The sequence below is a fragment of the Micrococcus sp. EWR3.9.1 genome (assembly GCF_052615555.1).
On sequence record NZ_JBQXFD010000004.1, the window covers coordinates 113,777 to 132,615 of the forward strand.

18 protein-coding genes and 1 tRNA gene are annotated in these 18,839 nt (G+C 74.3%); 14 read left to right on the plus strand and 5 right to left on the minus strand.

Annotation, left to right across the window (positions count from 1 at the left end; all coding sequences use genetic code 11):
- Positions 1-4 precede the first annotated feature (4 nt).
- The 10 genes from ACUJ8O_RS04200 (at position 5) to ilvA (ending at position 11,205) form a co-directional block, all read left to right on the plus strand.
- Positions 5-811: a MazG nucleotide pyrophosphohydrolase domain-containing protein gene (locus tag ACUJ8O_RS04200; protein WP_073115971.1), complete on the plus strand. Its 807-nt coding sequence runs from the start codon at positions 5-7 to the stop codon at positions 809-811.
- A gap of 177 nt (positions 812-988) precedes the next feature.
- The gene (eno, locus tag ACUJ8O_RS04205) at positions 989-2,266 is read left to right on the plus strand and encodes a phosphopyruvate hydratase (protein ID WP_445373175.1); all 1,278 of its coding nucleotides are present in this window, start codon (positions 989-991) and stop codon (positions 2,264-2,266) included.
- A gap of 136 nt (positions 2,267-2,402) precedes the next feature.
- Positions 2,403-3,221, plus strand: a complete 819-nt coding sequence (locus ACUJ8O_RS04210) for an FtsB family cell division protein (protein ID WP_445373176.1) — start codon at positions 2,403-2,405, stop codon at positions 3,219-3,221.
- Positions 3,222-3,271: 50 nt separating this feature from the next.
- On the plus strand, positions 3,272-4,870 hold the full coding sequence (locus ACUJ8O_RS04215; protein ID WP_445373177.1) for a DUF501 domain-containing protein: 1,599 nt from the start codon (positions 3,272-3,274) through the stop codon (positions 4,868-4,870).
- Between the two features lie 53 nt (positions 4,871-4,923).
- Complete coding sequence (locus ACUJ8O_RS04220; protein WP_036316342.1) at positions 4,924-6,339, plus strand: NAD(P)/FAD-dependent oxidoreductase; 1,416 nt, start codon at positions 4,924-4,926, stop codon at positions 6,337-6,339.
- A 91-nt stretch (positions 6,340-6,430) separates the two neighbouring features.
- A tRNA-Leu gene (locus ACUJ8O_RS04225) sits at positions 6,431-6,507 on the plus strand.
- 184 nt (positions 6,508-6,691) lie between these two features.
- Positions 6,692-7,567, plus strand: coding sequence for a Bax inhibitor-1/YccA family protein (locus ACUJ8O_RS04230; protein WP_036384970.1), 876 nt, complete (start codon positions 6,692-6,694; stop codon positions 7,565-7,567).
- Positions 7,568-7,688: 121 nt separating this feature from the next.
- A complete protein-coding gene (locus tag ACUJ8O_RS04235; RefSeq protein ID WP_060973858.1) occupies positions 7,689-8,660 on the plus strand; it encodes an aldose 1-epimerase family protein in 972 nt (323 codons plus the stop codon).
- Positions 8,657-9,874, plus strand: a complete 1,218-nt coding sequence (locus tag ACUJ8O_RS04240; protein ID WP_129867125.1) for an AI-2E family transporter — start codon at positions 8,657-8,659, stop codon at positions 9,872-9,874. Before ACUJ8O_RS04235 ends, ACUJ8O_RS04240 begins: the two co-directional genes overlap by 4 nt.
- On the plus strand, positions 9,874-11,205 hold the full coding sequence (gene ilvA, locus ACUJ8O_RS04245) for a threonine ammonia-lyase (protein WP_445373178.1): 1,332 nt from the start codon (positions 9,874-9,876) through the stop codon (positions 11,203-11,205). Before ACUJ8O_RS04240 ends, ilvA begins: the two co-directional genes overlap by 1 nt.
- Before the next feature lie 10 nt (positions 11,206-11,215).
- Here ilvA and ACUJ8O_RS04250 read toward each other — a convergent pair whose 3' ends face one another.
- The 3 genes from ACUJ8O_RS04250 to ACUJ8O_RS04260 form a co-directional block, all read right to left on the minus strand.
- Entirely contained in the window at positions 11,216-11,854 is a 639-nt protein-coding gene (locus ACUJ8O_RS04250) for a GPP34 family phosphoprotein (RefSeq protein ID WP_101967353.1), read from the minus strand.
- Positions 11,855-11,950: 96 nt separating this feature from the next.
- A complete protein-coding gene (gene greA / locus ACUJ8O_RS04255) occupies positions 11,951-12,445 on the minus strand; it encodes a transcription elongation factor GreA (protein WP_002856531.1) in 495 nt (164 codons plus the stop codon).
- Between the two features lie 257 nt (positions 12,446-12,702).
- Positions 12,703-13,149, minus strand: coding sequence for a DUF4307 domain-containing protein (locus ACUJ8O_RS04260; RefSeq protein WP_036316331.1), 447 nt, complete (start codon positions 13,147-13,149; stop codon positions 12,703-12,705).
- A gap of 115 nt (positions 13,150-13,264) precedes the next feature.
- Between ACUJ8O_RS04260 and mca the strand changes: the two genes are divergently transcribed.
- Both mca and ACUJ8O_RS04270 read left to right on the plus strand, forming a co-directional pair.
- Positions 13,265-14,257, plus strand: coding sequence for a mycothiol conjugate amidase Mca (gene mca / locus ACUJ8O_RS04265; protein WP_095353415.1), 993 nt, complete (start codon positions 13,265-13,267; stop codon positions 14,255-14,257).
- Between the two features lie 48 nt (positions 14,258-14,305).
- On the plus strand, positions 14,306-14,710 hold the full coding sequence (locus ACUJ8O_RS04270; RefSeq protein WP_036384966.1) for a hypothetical protein: 405 nt from the start codon (positions 14,306-14,308) through the stop codon (positions 14,708-14,710).
- 156 nt (positions 14,711-14,866) lie between these two features.
- Here the strand turns inward: ACUJ8O_RS04270 and trhA are convergent, their stop codons facing one another.
- Positions 14,867-15,586 (minus strand): PAQR family membrane homeostasis protein TrhA, encoded by a 720-nt coding sequence (gene trhA / locus ACUJ8O_RS04275; protein ID WP_036334246.1) that lies wholly within the window; start codon positions 15,584-15,586, stop codon positions 14,867-14,869.
- A 105-nt stretch (positions 15,587-15,691) separates the two neighbouring features.
- On the opposite strand from trhA, the gene ACUJ8O_RS04280 reads away from it, so the two are divergent.
- Positions 15,692-16,465, plus strand: a complete 774-nt coding sequence (locus tag ACUJ8O_RS04280) for an isoprenyl transferase (protein WP_041105013.1) — start codon at positions 15,692-15,694, stop codon at positions 16,463-16,465.
- On the opposite strand, the gene ACUJ8O_RS04285 is transcribed toward ACUJ8O_RS04280, so the two are convergent.
- A complete protein-coding gene (locus tag ACUJ8O_RS04285) occupies positions 16,444-17,085 on the minus strand; it encodes a rhomboid family intramembrane serine protease (RefSeq protein ID WP_258183746.1) in 642 nt (213 codons plus the stop codon). The genes ACUJ8O_RS04280 and ACUJ8O_RS04285 overlap by 22 nt on opposite strands.
- Positions 17,086-17,312: 227 nt before the next feature.
- Here ACUJ8O_RS04285 and ACUJ8O_RS04290 point away from each other — a divergent pair, with 227 nt between their 5' ends.
- On the plus strand, positions 17,313-18,761 hold the full coding sequence (locus ACUJ8O_RS04290) for a PhoH family protein (protein ID WP_041105009.1): 1,449 nt from the start codon (positions 17,313-17,315) through the stop codon (positions 18,759-18,761).
- Positions 18,762-18,839 lie beyond the last annotated feature (78 nt).

Below are 18,839 nucleotides of genomic sequence, written 5' to 3' on the forward strand. Positions count from 1 at the left end.
GCCCGTGAGCGCGAGTGTGGACCGTCTGGTGGCGGTGGTCGAGGCCCTGCGCGACCACTGCCCCTGGACGGCCGCGCTCACCCACGCCGACCTCGCCGAGTACCTCGTGGAGGAGGCGTACGAGGCGGTGGCGGAGATCGAGTCCCGCGACGCCGCCGCATGGGCCGACGTGCCCGCGCGTCGGGCCGACGGCGCGTACCCCGCCCTGGCCGCCGAGCTCGGGGACGTCCTGTTCCAGGTGGTCCTGCACGCCGCCGTCTCCCGGGCGCCGGGCGCCCCGGCGGAGACGGCCGGGTTCCGCCTGGACGACGCCGCCGACGCCCTCACCGCCAAGATGATCCGGCGCAACCCGCTCGTGCTCACCCCCGAGGGCGGCCTGCGCCCGGCCGAGGAGCTCGCCGCCGTCACGCCCGAGGCCGTCGAGCTGGCCTGGGAGCGGGTCAAGGCGCAGGAGCGGGCCGCCGCGGGGCTCTCGTCCGCCGCCCCGGCCCACGGCGACGGCGGCACCGGCCCGGGCCTCGACGTCGGCGACATCCCGGCCCGGCTGCCGGCGCTGGCCGCCGCCGCGAAGGTGGTCGACCGCGCGGCCCGGCAGGAGCCGGACCCGCTCGCGGCGCACGTCCCGGTGCCGGCCGCGGAGGCGGGGGAGCGTCCGGTGGCGGTGTGGCCGGACGAGACCGCGCTCGGGGCGGAGCTGTTCGCGCTGGTGTTCCGGGCCCGGGCGGCGGGGCTGGACCCCGAACGGGCCCTGCGCACCACGGTGGCGCGAGTGCGTGCGGGGGACTGGTCGGCGCTGCGTCCGTCCGGCTGACGCGACGCCGCGCCGGCCCGGCCGCAGCCCCGACCGCGCCCCAGCGACATCGCAGCCGGGGGGAACGGCGGTCTTGTCGCCGGCGCGCGGCCGCCTGGAACCGGAGGTCCCCGCTAGGCTGAGGCCGTGTCCACGCCGCGGGCACGACTTCCGACTTCGATTGAAGGAGACCCGTCCATGGCCCTGATCGACGCCATCCACGCTCGCGAGATCCTCGACTCGCGCGGCAACCCCACCGTCGAGGTGGAGGTGCTGCTGACCGACGGCTCCCTGGGCCGCGCGGCCGTGCCCTCGGGCGCGTCCACCGGCGAGTTCGAGGCGGTCGAGCGCCGTGACGGGGACAAGAAGCGCTACGGCGGCAAGGGCGTGCTGGACGCCGTCGCCGCCGTCGAGGGCATCGCGGAGGAGCTCGAGGGCGAGTTCGCCGCGGACCAGCGCGCCGTGGACCGCGCGATGCTGGACCTGGACGGCACCCCCAACAAGGGCACGCTGGGCGCGAACGCGATCCTGGGCGTGTCGATGGCCGTCGCCGTGGCCGCCGCGCAGGCCTCCGACCTCATGCTCTACAAGTACCTGGGCGGCCCGAACGCCCACGTGCTGCCCGTGCCGATGATGAACATCCTCAACGGTGGCGCCCACGCGGACTCCAACGTGGACATCCAGGAGTTCATGATCGCCCCGATCGGCGCCCCGTCCTTCCGCGAGGCCCTGCGCTGGGGCACCGAGGTCTACCACGCCCTGAAGACCGTGCTGCAGGAGAAGGGCCTGTCCACCGGCCTGGGCGACGAGGGCGGGTTCGCCCCGTCCCTGGAGTCCAACCGGGCCGCCCTGGACCTCATCGCCGAGGCCGTGACGAAGGCCGGCTACCGCCTGGGCGAGGACATCGCGCTGGCGCTGGACGTCGCCTCCTCCGAGTTCTTCGACAAGGGCTCCTACACCTTCGAGGGCCAGCAGCGCTCCGCCGAGGAGATGGCCGCCTACTACACCGAGCTGGTGGACAACTACCCGATCGTCTCCATCGAGGACCCGCTCGACGAGGACGACTGGGACGGCTGGCAGCACCTGACCGCGCAGCTGGGCGATCGCGTCCAGCTGGTGGGCGACGACCTGTTCGTCACCAACGTGGAGCGGCTGCAGCGCGGCATCGACGAGAAGGCCGGCAACGCCCTGCTCGTGAAGGTCAACCAGATCGGCTCCCTGACCGAGACCTTCGACGCGATCGCCCTGGCCCAGCGCCACATGTTCCACTGCATGATCTCGCACCGCTCGGGCGAGACCGAAGACACGTTCATCGCGGACCTCGCGGTGGCCACCAACGCCGGCCAGATCAAGACCGGCGCCCCGGCCCGCTCGGACCGCGTGGCCAAGTACAACCAGCTGCTGCGCATCGAGGAGGACCTGGACGACGCCGCCGTCTACGCGGGCCGCTCCGCCTTCCCGCGCTTCCGCGGCTGACCGTCCCCGACGACGACGCGCGGGCCCGCCCGGATCCCTCCGGGCGGGCCCGCGCCCGTCCCGGCGCGACCAGGATCCTGTCAGGGGCGGGCAGTAGGCTGGGAGGGTCCCCGCCACGCGTCCGAAGGAGTCCGCGATGAGTCCGCGCCGCCCCCGCGTGCCCCGTGTCGACCCGACGACGGGCGCCCCGCGCCGGACCGCCGTCGCGGCCCCGGCGGCCCCGACGACGGCCTTCCCGGAGGCGGACACGCCCACGCCGACCCCTGCGGCCCCCACGCCGGCGCCCGCGGCGACGGACGCCGAGGTCATCGACCTGCAGAGCGTCCAGGAGCGCCGCCAGGCCGGTCACCCCGGACACCTGGACGGGCACCCCGACGTGGACCGGGCCGACACGGCCCCCGCCGAGGACACCGCCGCCCCCGCATCCCCGTCGGCACCCCCGCGCCGGACGGCACCGGCCCGCCCGGCCGGGCGTCGGCCCCGGCCCGCCCCCCGCCGCGCCGCATCCGCCGCCGCCACGGCCGCCCGCCGTCGGGCCCCGCTGCCGGAGCCGGTGCCGGCCCGGCAGATCACGGGCCGCTCGCTCATCGTCGTCGCCGTGCTGCTGGTGGCCGCCGTCCTGGTGGCGCCCACGCTGCGCGCGTTCCTGAACCAGCAGCTGGAGATCTCGGCCGCGCGCGAGGAGATCGCCACCATGCAGGCCCAGCGCGAGGACTACGAACGGCGGATCCAGCTGTGGGACGATCCCGCCTACGTGACCCAGCAGGCGCGTGAGCGTCTCGAGCTGGTCATGCCGGGGGAGACCCTGTACTCCGTGACGGGGCGGCCCTCCGAGACCGACACCGCGACCGAGACCGAGGACACGCCCGCCGCCGGCGCGGACGAGGTCGTCAACACCCGCCTGCCGTGGGCCGAGGGCCTGTGGGACTCGGCCGTCCGCGCCGGGCTCGAGTGAGCCCCGCGTCCCGCCCCCGCCCGCACCACCCCCGCACCCCCGAGGACACCATGACCGTCAGCCCCCGCCCCGCCCAGGACCGCACCGTCACCGAGAAGGACCTGGACACCCTGTCCCGCCAGCTCGGCCGCGCGGTCCGGGACGTCGTGGAGATCGGCGCCCGCTGCGTGTGCGGCAACCCCCTCGTGGCCACCACCGCGCCGCGGCTCTCCAACGGCATCCCGTTCCCCACGACCTTCTACCTGACCCACCCCGTGCTGACGGCGGCGGTCTCGCGCGTGGAGGCGGACGGGGAGATGGCGCGCATGAACGACCGCCTCGCCCAGGACCCCGCGCTCGCGGCCGCGCACCGCGCGGCGCACGAGGCCTACATCGCCGAGCGGGACCGGGTCGGGGCCGAGGCCGGCACGGGGCCCGTCCCGGAGATCGCCGGGGTCTCGGCCGGCGGCATGCCCGAGCGCGTGAAGTGCCTGCACGCCCTCGTGGGCCACGCGCTCGCGGCCGGGCCGGGGGTGAACCCGCTCGGGGACGAGGCGATCGCCCTGGTGGCCCCGTGGTGGACGCCCGAGGTCTGCGCGTGCGAGGGCGCGTGGGACGAGGCCGCGGCGGTGCCCACGAAGGACCTCTCCCGGCACGTGAGGCACCTCGAGCGCGTCGCCGCGCTGAAGGAGGTGACGGTGGCCGGCGTGGACTGCGGCACGAACTCCATCCGCCTGCTGATCTCCCGGCCGGCCGGGACGGACGAGACCACCGGCGCCGTGGCCGACCCGGCGGCGCCGCTGGCCGACGTCGTGCGCGAGATGCGCGTGGTGCGCCTGGGCGAGGGCGTGGACGCCACCGGCGCGTTCTCCGACGCCGCGCTGGAGCGCACCTTCGCGGCGGTCGACGAGTACGCCCGCCTGGTCCAGCGCCACCACGCCGGCCGGGTCCGGTTCGTGGCCACCTCCGCCAGCCGGGACGTCTCCAACCGGGCCGCGTTCGTCGACGGCGTCCGGGAGCGGCTCGGCGTCGAGCCGGAGGTCGTCTCGGGCGCCGAGGAGGCCGGCCTGTCCTTCGCGGGCGCCGTCTCCGCCGTCGAGACCGCGGACCTGGGCCCGGAGGACCTCGTGCTCGTCGTGGACCTCGGCGGCGGCTCCACCGAGCTGGTCGTCGGCACGCCCGCGGGCGAGGTCGTGGGCGCGGTCAGCCTGGACATGGGCTGCGTGCGGTTCACCGAGCGTCATCTGCGCTCCGACCCCCCGACGTCGGATGAGGTCACCGCGGCCCGCGCAGACGCGCTCCGTCTCCTCGACGACGCCGCCGCCCGCCTGCCGCTGGAACGCGTGGCGCGCGTGGTCGGCGTGGCCGGCTCGGTGACCACCGTGACCGCCGAGGCCCTCGGGCTCAGCACGTACGAGCCCGAGGCCATCCACGGTGCGCGCCTGCCGATCGCGGAGTTCCGCGCGGCGGCGGAGGGCCTCGTGGCGGCGACCCGGGCCGAACGCGCCGAGCGGGGGTTCATGCACCCGGGACGGGTGGACGTGATCGGCGCGGGCGCGCTGCTGTGGAGCACCGTCCTGGAGCGGGTGGCCGAGGTCGCGGGCGTCACCGAGGCCTGGGCGAGCGAGCACGACATCCTGGACGGGATCGTGCTCTCGCTGCGGTCCTGACCACGACGGCGGAGAGTGGAGGGGCCGGGCCCGTGCGTGCGTAGACTGGCGGTATGTCTCTCACCCCTGAACTGTCTCCCAAGCCGCGCCTGCTGATCGTCGGCGGCGGCTACGCCGGGTTCCATGTCGCCCGCGAGCTGCAGAAGAAGGTCGCCGAGCGCGGCGGCGTCGTGACCGTCGTCGACCCCCGCCCGTACATGACGTACTACCCGTTCCTGCCCGAGGTCGTGGGCGGCCACATCGAGGGCCGCCACGTGAACGTGGACCTGCAGACGCACCTCAAGGACGCCGAGGTCGTCCGCGGCGCCGTCGTGTCCGTGGACCACGCCGGCCGCACCGCCGTGGTGCGCGGCGAGGGCGGCGACGAGTTCGAGATCCCGTACCAGGACATCGTGATGACCGCGGGCGCCGTGACCCGCGTGTTCCCGATCCCGGGTCTGGGCGAGCAGGGCATCGGTCTGCGCTCGGTCGAGGAGGCCGTCCAGCTGCGCAACCAGATCCTGGAGCGCCTGGACGCCGGTTCCCTGATGACGGACGCCGAGGAGCGCAAGCGTGCCCTGACCTTCGTGGTGGTGGGCGGCGGCTTCGCCGGGATCGAGGCCATCGCGGAGATGGAGAACCTCATCCGCAACGCCGTGGAGCGCAACGAGCGCCTCTCCCAGTCGGAGATCCGGATCGTCCTCGTCGAGGCCATGGGCCGCATCATGCCCGAGGTCTCCGAGGAGCAGGCCCAGGGCGTGGTGGAGCACCTGAAGGACCGCGGCATCGAGGTCCTGCTCAACACCTCGCTGGGCGACGCCACGGACGGCGTCATGAAGCTCGTGGCCATGCCCTCCAAGGAGGAGGCGGAGACCTTCGCGGCGGACACCCTCGTGTGGTGCGCCGGCGTGGTGGCCAACTCCGTGGTCAAGAGCACCGACTTTCCGGTGGACGACCGCGGCCGCGTGGAGGCCACCCCCACCCTGCAGATCAAGGACGGCGAGGCCGGCGCGCTCGAGGGTGCGTGGGCCTGCGGCGACGTCTCCGCCGTGCCGGACCTGACCGGGGCCGGCCCGGGCGGCTTCTGCGTCCCGAACGCCCAGCACGCCATCCGTCAGGCCAAGCGTCTGGCCGCCAACTACATGGCCGTGCGCCACGGCGAGGGCGAGGTGCAGGAGTACGTGCACAAGTCCCTGGGCACCGTGGCGGGGCTGGGCTTCGGCCGCGGCGTGGGCAACCCGCTGGGCACCAAGATCGCCGGCATCCCGGCGTTCCTGGCCCACCGCGGCTACCACGGCTACGCGATGCCCACCCTGGAGCGGAAGTTCCGCATCCTGTCCGGCTGGGTCGCCGAGACCCTGTTCGGCCGTGACTCCACCTCGGTGGCGGGCCTGGACACCCCGTTCAACCCGTTCCGCCGCGCCGCGGGCGTCGAGCTCGAGCCCGGCCGCTTCGAGCGGCAGCGGGCCCTCGAGTCCTCGAAGGGCTGATCCCGCAGCCAGCGGGCCGCCGGCCCCGTCCGAGCGCATCGGGCGGGGCCGGCGTCGTCCGCACCCGGGCCCGCGTCCACGGGCCCGCCACGCCCCCGTGGCCCAACTGGCAGAGGCGGCCGACTTAAAATCGGCGTGTTGCGGGTTCGAGTCCCGCCGGGGGCACCACGCGTCTCCCCGCGCGCCTCGCTTCTGCGCCCACCGTGAACAGCCGGTGAACCGGCGCGGATCCACGCTCCGACCCCGCGCGCGGACACAGACCTCCCGATAGGATCGTGCTGAACCCCGGGGCACGAACGCGGCTCACTGCGGCGGCGTGCGACCGGGCCGACTCGACCCGAAGGAGTGAGCCGTGGCGAATCCGGTCATGAACTCTCAGAACTTCCAGCAGCAGATGCAGGGCGGCGGACAGGCGCAGCCCGGTTGGTACCAGGGCGGGCAGCAGTCCGCGCAGTCCCCGTACGGCCAGCAGCAGAGCCCGTACGGCCAGGCCCAGGCGTTCGGCGCCGGCCAGGCGGCCCAGCAGTACGCGCACCAGCAGTCCATGGAGGACGCCTTCCGCGCGCCCTCCGCCGGCCCGGAGCAGACCGGCCGGATGACCTTCAACGACGTCGTCGGCAAGACCGGCCTGATGCTCGTGCTCGTCGTGGTGGCGGGCGCCGTGGGCTGGTTCTCGCCGGGCCTGATGATCATCGGCGCGATCGCCGGCCTCGTGCTGGGCCTGGTCAACGCGTTCAAGCGCGAGCCCTCGCCCGTGCTGATCATGGCCTACGCCGTGGCGCAGGGCCTGTTCCTGGGCGGCATCTCGGCGTTCTTCGAGGGCGCCTACCCGGGCATCGTGGTGCAGGCCGTGCTCGGCACCTTCTCCGTGTTCGCGGTGATGCTGGCGCTCTACACCTCGGGCAAGTTCCGCCCGACCCCGCGCATGACGAAGATCGTCATGGGCGCCATGATCGGCTACCTCGTCTTCATGCTCGTCAACCTGGTCCTCACCTGGACCGGCATCGGCAACATGCGTGAGGGCGGCCTGGGCCTGATCATCGGCGCGATCGCCGTGCTGCTCGCCGCGTACTCGCTGACGATGGACTTCGAGATGGCCGCCGTGGGCGTGAAGAACGGCGCCCCGCAGAAGTACTCCTGGTCCGTGGCCTTCGGCCTGACCGTGACCCTGATCTGGCTGTACATCGAGATCCTGCGCATCGTCGCCATCCTGCGCGGCAACGACTGACCGGCGCCCCGTCCCCGCACGGAGACCCGCACCGCCGCCCCGGTCCTGCACAGGGCCGGGGCGGTCTGCGTCCGCGAGGGCGTAGATTGAGGGGGTCCCTCGCCGTCACCCAGGAGGTCCCGTGACCGAGACCAGCGACCTGCCCGCCTTCGGGGCCCCGGACGCCACCGGCACCCAGCACCGCCTGCACCGCGGGTCCGCGGAGGCCGTCGTCGTCGGCCTGGCCGGTGCCCTGCGCAGGTACCGCGTGTCCGGCGTGGACCTCACCGAGCCGTACGGCCCGGACGTGGTCCCGCCCGCCGCCAACGGCATCCAGATGAGCCCCTGGCCGAACCGCGTCGCCGGCGCCCGCTGGATCCTGGACGGCGTCGAGCAGCGCCTGGACGTCACCGAACCCGCGCGCGGCCACGCCAGCCACGGCCTGCTGCGCAACACCCACTTCGTCACCGAGACGTTCTCCGCCCACGCGGTGACCCTGCGCGGTGAGATCCACCCCCAGCACGGCTGGCCGTTCCGGCTCACCCACCGCGTCACGTACGAGCTCGAGGCGGACGGCGGCCTCACCGTCACCGCCGAGGTGCAGAACCACACGGACGCCACCGTGCCCGTGGCGGTCGGCGCCCACCCGTTCCTGCGGATCGGGGACGTCCCGACGGCGGAGCTGAGCCTGCGCGTGCCCGCGGACGCCTGGATCCGCACGGGGGAGGACCTCATCCCCGTGGAGACCCTGCCGGTGGACGGCACCGACCTGGACTTCCGCCGCGGCCGGGCCGTGGGCGAGGCCGCCCTGGACGTGTGCCTCACCGGCCTGACCCCGGACGCCGACGGCCGGCACCGCCAGACCCTGCTCGCCGCGGACGGCCGCGCCGTGACCCTGTGGACCGACCACGCGTTCGCCTACACCCACGTCTTCGTCACGGACCGGCTGCCCGGCCGTGACACGGCACTCGCGGTGGAGCCGCTCACCGCTCCCGCGGACGCCCTGAACTCGGGGGAGGGCCTGCACCGGCTCGCCCCGCACGCCCGCTGGAGCGTCCAGTGGGGTCTGACCCCCCATGTCCCCGACCACCCACACGAGGAGGATCGCGCGTGAGCTCGACCCTGGCGGCCCAGACCAAGATCAACAAGGACGTGCCCTATGGGCTGACGGTGGCCGCAGCCTGGTCCTGGCGGCTGGTGGCCGTCGTCATCGGCGTCGGCGTCGTGGTGTACCTGCTCAGCTTCGTGAGCCTCGTGCTGATCCCCATCCTGGTGGCCGCGCTGCTGGCCACCCTGCTGGCCCCGGTGTACCAGGCGATGCGGCGCATCCGGGTGCCGGGCGTCGCGGCCGCCCTGCTGTGCGTGCTGCTGCTGATCGTCGTCGTGGTGGGCCTCATGGGGCTCGCCGGTCAGCAGATCGTGCAGGGCTTCGCCCAGCTGGGCGACCAGCTGGGCCAGGCCGTCGACGGCGCGATCGCCTGGCTGGCCGGCGTGGGCGTGGAGATCCCCCGGTCCGGTGGCGGGCTGGAGGGCCTGTGGCAGACGCTGCGGGACAACTCCGCCACGCTCATGAACAGCGCCGTCTCGTTCGGCTCCACGGCCGTCAACATCGGTGCGGGCCTGTTCATCGCCCTGTTCTCCCTGATCTTCTTCCTCTACGACGGCGACCGCATCTGGCGCTTCCTCCTGATCTTCGTGCCGAAGGCGCACCGTGCCACCGTGGGCCGCGCGGGCCGCTCGGGCTGGCAGTCGCTCGGCTCCTACGTGCGGGTCCAGATCTTCGTGGCGTTCATCGACGCCGTCGGCATCGGCATCGGTGCCCTGATCCTGGGCGTGCCGCTGGCCATCCCGCTGGCCGTGCTCGTCTTCCTGGCCTCGTTCATCCCGATGATCGGCGCCACCCTGACCGGCGCGATGGCGGTGCTCCTGGCGTTGATTTCCAACGGCCTGGTCAATGCGCTGCTCATGCTGGGCGTGGTGCTGCTCGTGCAGCAGATCGAGTCGAACGTCCTGCAGCCGCTCGTGATGGGCAAGGCCGTCGCGCTGCACCCGCTGGCCGTGTTCCTGGCCGTCGCCGCCGGGTCCACCGTCTTCGGGCTGGCGGGCGCCGTGTTCGCCGTGCCGGTGCTGGCCTTCGTGAACAGCTTCGTCCGCGCCCTCACCGCGGACGTGCCCGAGGAGCTCACGGAGCGGACGGACCACGCCCTCGAACCGGGCGGCGCGGAGGACGAGACGGCCGGCTCCCACCGGTACCGCCCCTCGGCGCACGACGACGCCGCCCTCGCCTCCGAGGCCGACGCGGGCACCCGGCACGGGGACGACGCCTGATGGGCGCGACGCAGGCCACGGACACCCCGGACCGGACCGTCCCGACGCCGTCGCCCCGGTGGGTGCGGCCCGCCGGCGGCCCGCCGGCCCCGGCGGCGCTGCCCGTCACCCTCGAGGAGATCGAGCGGGCGCGCGAGACGCTGCGCGGGATCGCCGAGCTCTCCCCGCTGCAGCACTCCCGGGCGCTCTCCCGGGCCGCGGGCACGGACGTACACCTGAAGTGCGAGAACCTGCAGCGGGCCGGCTCGTTCAAGGTCCGCGGCGCCTACGTGCGGATGGCGCAGCTGAGCGAGGAGGAGCGCGGCCGCGGCGTCGTGGCCGCCTCGGCCGGCAACCACGCCCAGGGCGTCGCCCTCGCGGCCGCCAAGCTCGGCATCCGCGCCCGCATCTTCATGCCGCACGGCGTCGCCCTGCCCAAGCTGCAGGCCACCCGGGACCACGGCGCCGAGGTCGTCCTGCACGGCTCCACCGTGGACGAGTCCCTCGCCGAGGCGCAGCGGTGGGCCACGGAGACCGGTGCCGTGTTCATCCCGCCGTTCGACGACCCGGCCGTGATCGCGGGCCAGGGCACCGTCGGCCTCGAGATCCTCGACGTGCTGCCGGACGTGGACACCGTGATCATGGGCATCGGCGGCGGGGGACTCATCGCCGGCACGGCCGTGGCCCTCAAGGAGGCCGCCCGGCGTCGTGGGCGCACGGTGCGCGTCATCGGCGTGCAGGCTGCCACCGCCGCCGCGTTCCCCGGCTCCCTCGAGGAGGGCCGCGTCCAGGTGCTGGAGAGCGTGTCCACCATCGCGGACGGCATCGCCGTCGGCAAGCCCGGGGCCCTGCCGCTGCGGATCGCCGCCGAGCTGGTGGACGCCGTCGTGACCGTCACGGACGACGAGATCGCCGCGGCCCTCGTCCACCTCCTCGAGCGCTCCAAGCTCGTGGTGGAGCCGGCGGGCGCCGTCGGGGTGGCCGCCCTGCTGGCGGGCCGCACGGCGGACCTGGGCTTCGAGCTCGGCACCACCGCCGTGATCCTCTCCGGCGGGAACATCGATCCGATGCTCATGCTGAAGTCCATCCAGGCCGGATTGTCGGCCGCGGGGCGCTACATGACCGTGCGCATCCCGCTGCGGGACCGCCCGGGTGAGCTGGCCACGATCTCACGGATCATCGCGGACACGGACGCCAACGTGGTGCGCGTGGACCACACCCGCGTCGGCCCGGAGCTGTCCATGGGCGGCGTGCACATCACGATCGACATGGAGACCCGCGGCGCCGAGCACTCCGCCCAGGTGCTGGAGGCGCTGCGCGCGGCCGGCTACAGCCCGGCCCCGCTGCCCTGACCGGGCCGGCTCAGGCCGCGGAGCCGGCGGCGGCCGCGGTGACGGTGCCGGAGGTCCCGCCCACCGCGCGGCGCACGGCCTGGACCAGGAGGTCCTCGCGCGTCAGCGCCTCGATGCGGCGGACCATCTCGCGGCGGTCGTAGCGCTCGTGGGCGCCCGGCAGCAGGCGTCGGGCGAGGTTGAGGTGCTGCAGCACGCCGAGCAGGAGCACGTCCTCGTCGGAGGGCTCGGCCTCGTCGAGGACCACGGCGGTCAGGTGCGCCAGCAGCTCGGTGCGCTCGGTGCCCCGGGGGACGTGCCGGGTGGCCAGGAAGGCCTTGCGCTCGGTGAGGCGGCCGGTCTCGGTCAGATGGGCGACGACGGCCTTGCGCAGGTCCGGCTTGCCGGCCGCCACAGTGGACACGAGCGGTCGGCCGGCCAGGGCGTCGACCTGTCCGAGGGAGGAGTCCAGGACGGGGTCGCCGGTGGTGCCGGCCGCGGTCACGAGCACGCGGGCCCGGTCCACGGGGACGTCCTCGAGGGTCACGATCCCGGCGGAGCGGTGGTCGGCCAGCGCGGCGGCCGCAAGGGCCACGCGGTGGTGGGAGGGGCTCTCGGAGAGCCCGTCCTCGCGGGTGAGCAGCAGGTGCGCCTTCTCGACGGTCAGCATGGGGCCAGAGTAGCAACGGGGGCGCGGTGGGACCCGGGACGGACGACGGCCGCGGCCCCTGGAGGGGACCGCGGCCGTCGTCGGAGCCGGGGTCGGTCAGCCGGAGTAGGGCTGGACGTCCTTGACCTCGACCTTGATGTCCTTGCCGTTCGGGGCGGTGTAGGAGACCTTGTCGCCCTTCTTGGCGCCGTTGATGGCCTCACCGAGCGGGGAGCGCTCGGAGTAGACCTCGAGCGACTCGTCGTCCGCGGCGATCTCGCGGTTGCCGAAGAGGAACGTCATCTCGTCGCCGGCGACGACGGCGGTCACCACGGTGCCCGGGTGCACGGCGCCGTCGTTCTCGGCGGCCTCGCCGACGCGGGCGGTCTCGAGCAGGTGCTTCAGCTCGGCGATGCGGCCCTCGTTCTTGGACTGCTCCTCGCGGGCGGCGTGGTAGCCGCCGTTCTCCTTGAGGTCGCCCTCGTCGCGGGCGGCCTCGATGCGCTCGATGATCTCCTGGCGGCCGGGGCCGGAGATGTGCTCGAGCTCCTTGGAGAGGCGGTCGTACGCCTCCTGGGTCAGCCACGGGGCGTCGGACTGGCTGGTGGTCATGCTCTGTTCCGCCTTTCTGTCTCGGGTGATGCGGAGTCCGGGGCGCGGCACACCGGGTCCGGTGCGCGATCCGCGTCCGGCGGACGCGCCCGCATGCGAAAGACCCCGCCGACCAGGAGGACGCGCGTGACCCGAGGGCTCCGTGCGACGCCTGCCTGACTCACCGGCGGGGCGGGAATGCTCCGACGAGTCTATCCGGGCGGCGTGCGTCACACCAAAGGCGGCCGCTACGCCGAGGGCGGAGCGGCCGGGAGGGCTCAGACCTTGCGGCAGGTCTCGACGATGCCGGAGTCGCCCCGCACCACGGTGCGCACGTCCACGGTGTAGCGCTGCTGCGCGTCCGAGGGGGAGTCCCGCCGGTCGGCCGGCAGGGTCTCCAGGCGGACGGTGCGGAAGCCGACGGGGGCGGCGTGGGAGTCGGTGACGAGCACATCGCACTCGGCCTGGACGCCCTCCGGGACGGAGGCCTGGAAGGTGACGGTCGCGTGGCCGTCGTCCTCGATGGTGAAGCCGACGTCCTTGTACTCGATGGCGCCCACGGACATGTTCAGGCCGATCCACACGGACAGCAGCACGGCCACGACCAGCCCGAGCCCGCCGAGGCCCGCCCACAGCCGACGACGGCCCGGACGCGTGTGGTTCGTGCCGTACCGGTTGGCTAATGTGGGGTCCTGCGCGCGGACCGCGGGGGCGTGGTGAGACATCCCCTCCACCCTAGCCGCTGCCCGCCGCCGGAGGCCGATGACGACGTCGGCCCCGCCCCCTCACGCCGCCGCCCCCGCGGCGGCCCCGCCATCCGGACAGGAGTGTGCGATCCCCGTGACCGATCAGACCCCCCAGGCCCAGCCCGCCGCAGGCACCGCCCTGCCGCCCTCCACCGGGCTGCGCCTCATGGCGGTGCACGCCCACCCGGACGACGAGTCCTCGAAGGGGGCCGGCACGATGGCCGCCTACGCGGCGGCCGGGGCCGAGGTCATGGTCGTCACGTGCACCGGCGGCGAGGCCGGCACCCTGCTCAACCCGTCGTTCGGGGACACCACCCGGGCCGACCGGGACATCGCGGCCGTGCGCCGCGAGGAGATGGCGGAGGCCGCGCGCATCCTCGGCGTCCGGCACGCCTGGCTCGGCTTCCTCGACTCGGGCCTGCCCGAGGGGGATCCGCTGCCGGCCCTCCCGGCGAACTGCTTCGCCGAGGTCCCGCTCCGGGATGCGGCGACCCCGCTGATCTCGCTCGTGCGCCGGTTCCGCCCGCACGTGCTCATCTCCTACGACGAGGTCGGCGGCTACCCGCACCCGGACCACCTGCAGGCCCACGCCGTGACGATGGAGGCCTACCGGGCCGCGGGCCTCGCAGACGAGTACCCCGAGGCCGGGCCCGCGTGGGAGGTCTCGAAGGTCTACTACGACTGCGGCTTCAACCCGCGGAAGTTCCGCACGATGGCCGCGGTGGCCGAGGCCGACGGCGAGGACGTGCCGTTCGCCCGACGCCTGATGATGTTCGACGCGATGGACGCGATGCGCGAGGTGCTGCGCCGCCGCGAAGCCGGGGAGGACGTGCCCGACCCGGAGGTCATCCCGCCGTGGGTCACCGCGGACCACGACGTCACCACGCAGGTGGACGTCACCGGCTTCCTCGACGAGCGCGACGCCGCCCTGCGGGCGCACCGCACGCAGATCGACCCCGACGGCATGTTCTTCGACGCCCCCCACGACCTGCAGCGGCGCGCCTGGCCGTGGGAGGACTTCGCGCTGATCGACTCGCGCGTGCCCTCCGAGCTGCCGGAGCACGACCTCTTCGCCGGCCTGCGCTGAGCCGCCCCGGCTCGGGCCGAGCGGCCGGGGCCGGTAGAGTGGGGCGGCGTGACACCCCTGTCTGGCCTTCCCCTCGTCCTCACCGCGCTCGCGGCCGCGAGCCCCGCGCCGGTGCCCGCCGTCCCGGAGCCGACGCTGCGCCCCGGGCTCGAGGAGGCGGAGGTCACCCCCGGCATCGAGGGGTTCCTGTTCACCGCGCTCATGGTGGTCATGGCGATCATCGTCCTCCGCGTCATGGTCCGCTCGGTGCGCCGCGTCCAGCAGCGTTCCCCGGAGGCCGAGGCCATGCTCGTGGAGCGCCATCAGCAGCACCTGCCGGACGAGGTCCGCGCGGGCGGCGAGCACCTGGACGCGGACTCCGAGGACCGGCTGCGCCGCCTGCAGGAGAAGTACCCCGGGTACCTCCAGGAGCCGGCCCCGGAGCCCCAGGCCCCGGACACCGGACGCGACTGACCGTCGTCGGGCCCGTGCACGCCCGAGACTCGACGCCGGAGACTCCACGCCCGAACCCTTGAGGCCCGCAGACGCGCCGCTACGGCATGACCGTAGCGGCGCGTCTGCGGGCCTCGGCGCTGCCCGGCGGGGCGCAGACCCCCTTCCTCGACACGCTCAGGCGACGACGAGCACCGCCCGGTAGATGGCGACGGCGTGGCACACGAAGCCGGCCACCGTGAAGGCGTGGAACAGCTCGTGGAAGCCGAACCACTCGCGGTGGATCGTGGGGGCCTGCAGCGCGTAGAAGACCGCGCCCGTGATGTACGCGACGCCGCCGGCCACGATCAGCCACCCCGCCGCCGCATCCGCGGCGAAGAAGTCGCCCAGGTACAGCAGCGCCGCCAGCCCCAGCACCACGTACACCGGCGTGTAGAGCCAGCGCGGGGCGTCCGTCCACAGCACCCGGAACCCGACGCCGGCCACGGCCCCCACCCATACCAGGGTGAGCAGCACACGCGCCCGGTCCGGAGGCAGCAGGGCCAGGGAGAGTGGCGTGTAGGTGCCGGCGATGACCAGCATGATGTTCGTGTGGTCCAGCCGCTTGAGGACACGGGAGACCACCTCGTTCCACTGCACCAGGTGGTACGTCGCCGAGACCGCGAACAGCAGCAGGCCCGTCACGGCGTAGACCGCGCTGGCCCACCGCAGCGTCGCGGTCGGCGCGAGCACGATGAGCACGATGCCGGCCGCGAGCGTCAGCGGCGCCATGACCGCGTGGGTCCAGCCCCGCAGTCGGGGCTTGTACAGCGGATGCTCGGGGTCGCGGATGCGCTCGATGCGCCAGCGCAGGCGGCGGGCGGCGTCGGCGTCGGGGAGGGGTGTCACGGGGTCCATGCCTCCATTGTCGTCGGTCGGCCCGGGGCCGGGGCACGGGATGGTCGCTGTGTGCCGCGCGCGTATCCTGGAGGCTCGCAGGACCGTCCGAGAGGGGAGCGCGCCGTGGGTCGACCCGAGGCCTTCTACCGCCTGTACGAGCGGCGGCTGACGCGCGGCCTGGACCCGGAGCGCCTGCCCCGGCACATCGGCGTGCTGGTGGACGGCAACCGTCGCTGGGCCCGCGCGTTCGGGGCGTCCACGCAGCAGGGCCACCAGGCCGGAGCTGAGCGCATCCTCGACTTCATCGGCTGGTGCGACGAGGCCGGCATCCCCGTGGTCACGCTCTACATGCTCTCCACCGAGAACCTGCGGCGTCCGGCGGAGGAGCTCGCCCCGCTCCTGGAGATCATCCAGACGACGGCGGAGCGCCTCGCCCAGCCGGCCGAGGGCCGCGCCCCCGTCTGCGTGCAGCCGGTCGGCGCGGTGGACCTGCTCCCCGAGCCCATGGCGCGACGGCTCGCCGAGGTCGCCGAGCAGACCAAGGGCCACGACGGCGTGCACGTGAACGTGGCCGTGGGCTACGGGGGCCGCCAGGAGATCCTCGACGCCGTGCGCGAGCTGCTGCGGGACGAGCACGCCCTGGGCCACAGCGCGGCGGAGGTGGCCGAGTCCGTCACCGTCGAGCAGATCGCGGACCGGCTCTACACGCGCGGCCAGCCGGACCCGGACCTGGTCATCCGCACGTCCGGGGAGCAGCGGCTCTCCGGGTTCCTGCTCTGGCAGTCCGCGTACTCGGAGTTCTACTTCTGCGAGGCCATGTGGCCCGCGTTCCGCAAGGTCGACTTCCTGCGTGCCCTGCGCGACTACGGCAGCCGTCAGCGCCGGTTCGGCACCTGACGGTCGGCGCGGCCCCACCACAGGCCCAGCAGCACCCCGACGACGGCCCCGGCCAGGTGGCCGGTCCACGAGATGCCGGGTGCCGGCAGCAGGCCGATCAGGCTCGAGCCCAGGTGCGTGAGCGCGACGAGCACGGAGACGACGACCGCCCCGATCCGCCGCACCGCGATCCCGTAGACGATCAGGAACGCGATCAGCACGTACACGATCCCGGAGGCGCCGATGTGCACGCCCGGGGTGCCGATCACCCAGGTCAGCAGGCCCGAGCCCAGCCAGGCGCAGACGAGCAGGGCCACCGGCCGACGCGAGACCAGGGCGGCCAGCGGACCGAGGACGAGCAGCGCCGTCGTGTTGCCGATCAGGTGGGCCCAGCCGGCATGCAGCACGGGGGAGAACAGGACCCCGTCGAGGCCGCCGAGGCGTCGCGGGATCAGGCCCACGCCGGGGATGATCACCCGGCCGAGGAAGATCAGCACGACCTGCGCGACCCACATGGCCGCGATCAGCACGGCGGTGGGCGCGACGGCGCCCAGCAGGCGGCCGCCGGCGCGCTCGGCCAGGGTCGGGGCGGGGGCCGGGCCGCCCGGCAGATCGGGCAGGCCGGGGGACGGGCGGTGCATGCTCAAGGGCCCTCCTGTGGACGGGGAGCGGGCGGCCGTCGGGACGTCGGCGGCGCGTCTCCAGTGTAGGGAGCGCGGGACGCCGGGGCCGTGGCGGAGCCCGGACGGACCGTCACCGCGACTTCATCCCGGGTTCACCGTGCCGGGACCCGGCGGACGACGCCGCTTCCTAGCGTGGACCGTGGGCGGACCCCCGCCCGCACGGTTCACCGGCACAGGAGGCAGACATGGTGGCAGAGCTCGTGGAGCACGCGCAGACCCGGCAGGAGCCGTCGAGCCGGCCGGGCCAGGCGCGTGCCGAGGCGGGGGCGGCGGAGGCGACCGGCCTGCGGACCTACGTGGTGGACACGTCCGTGCTGCTCTCGGACCCGCGCGCCCTGCTGCACTTCGCCGAGCACGAGGTGGTCCTGCCGCTCGTGGTGGTCTCGGAGCTCGAGGCCAAGCGCGCCGACCCCGACCTCGGCTACTACGCGCGCACGGCCCTCCGCCTGCTCGACGACCTGCGCGGCCGCCACGGCGCGCTGGACCAGCCCGTGCCGATCACCCCCGAGGGCGGCACGCTGCGGATCGAACTGAACCACGTGTCCGTGGACGTGCTGCCCCTGGGCATCCGCGGCACGGACAACGACTCCCGCATCCTCGCCGTCGCGAAGGCGCTCGCGGACGAGGGCGCCACGGTCACGGTCGTGTCCAAGGACCTGCCGATGCGCGTGAAGGCGGCGGCCATGGGCCTCGCCGCGGACGAGTACCGCCACGAGCTCGTGCGTGACTCGGGCTGGCGCGGCACCGTCTCCCTCAGCGTGGCGCAGGAGCGGCTGGACGCCCTCTACGACGACGGCGAGGTCGACCTGGCCGGCGTCCCGCTGGGGACCCTGACCGGCACGGGCGTCGAGACCGGGCCGGAGGAGGCCCCGGCCGAGGCGGACCGCCTGCCGGTCAACACGGGGCTGGTGCTCACCGCGCCCCGGGGCTCCGCCCTGGCCCGGGTCGGCGAGGGCGGCCGAGCCTGCCTGGTGCGCGGGGACCGCGACGTGTTCGGCCTGCACGGCCGTTCCGCCGAGCAGCGGCTGGCCATCGAGCTGCTGACGGATCCGAGCGTGGGCATCGTCTCCCTCGGCGGCCGCGCGGGCACCGGCAAGTCCGCGCTGGCGCTGTGCGCGGGCCTCGACGCCGTGATGGAGCGCCGCGAGCACCGCAGGGTGGTCGTGTTCCGCCCGCTGTACGCCGTCGGCGGCCAGGACCTCGGCTACCTGCCCGGCTCCGAGGGCGACAAGATGGGCCCGTGGGCGCAGGCCGTGTTCGACACCCTGGGTGCGCTGGTCTCCCCGTCCGTGGTGGACGAGGTGGTGGACCGCGGGATGCTGGAGATCCTGCCGCTGACGCACATCCGCGGCCGCTCGCTGCACGATGCGTGGGTGATCGTGGACGAGGCGCAGTCGCTCGAGCGGAACGTGCTGCTCACGGTGCTGAGCCGGATGGGCCGCAACTCGAAGGTCGTGCTGACCCACGACGTCGCCCAGCGGGACAACCTGCGCGTGGGCCGGCACGACGGCATCGCGGCCGTGGTGGAGCGCCTCAAGGGCCACCCGCTGTTCGGACACGTGACGCTGACCCGTTCCGAGCGTTCCCCGATCGCCGCGCTGGTCACGGACCTGCTGGAGGAGGGCCGGGCCTGAGCCGGGCGGCGGGGTCGGTCATGAAAAAGGGGCCGCTGCCGAAGCAGCGGCCCCCGGCGGGGGTGCTCGGCCCCGCGG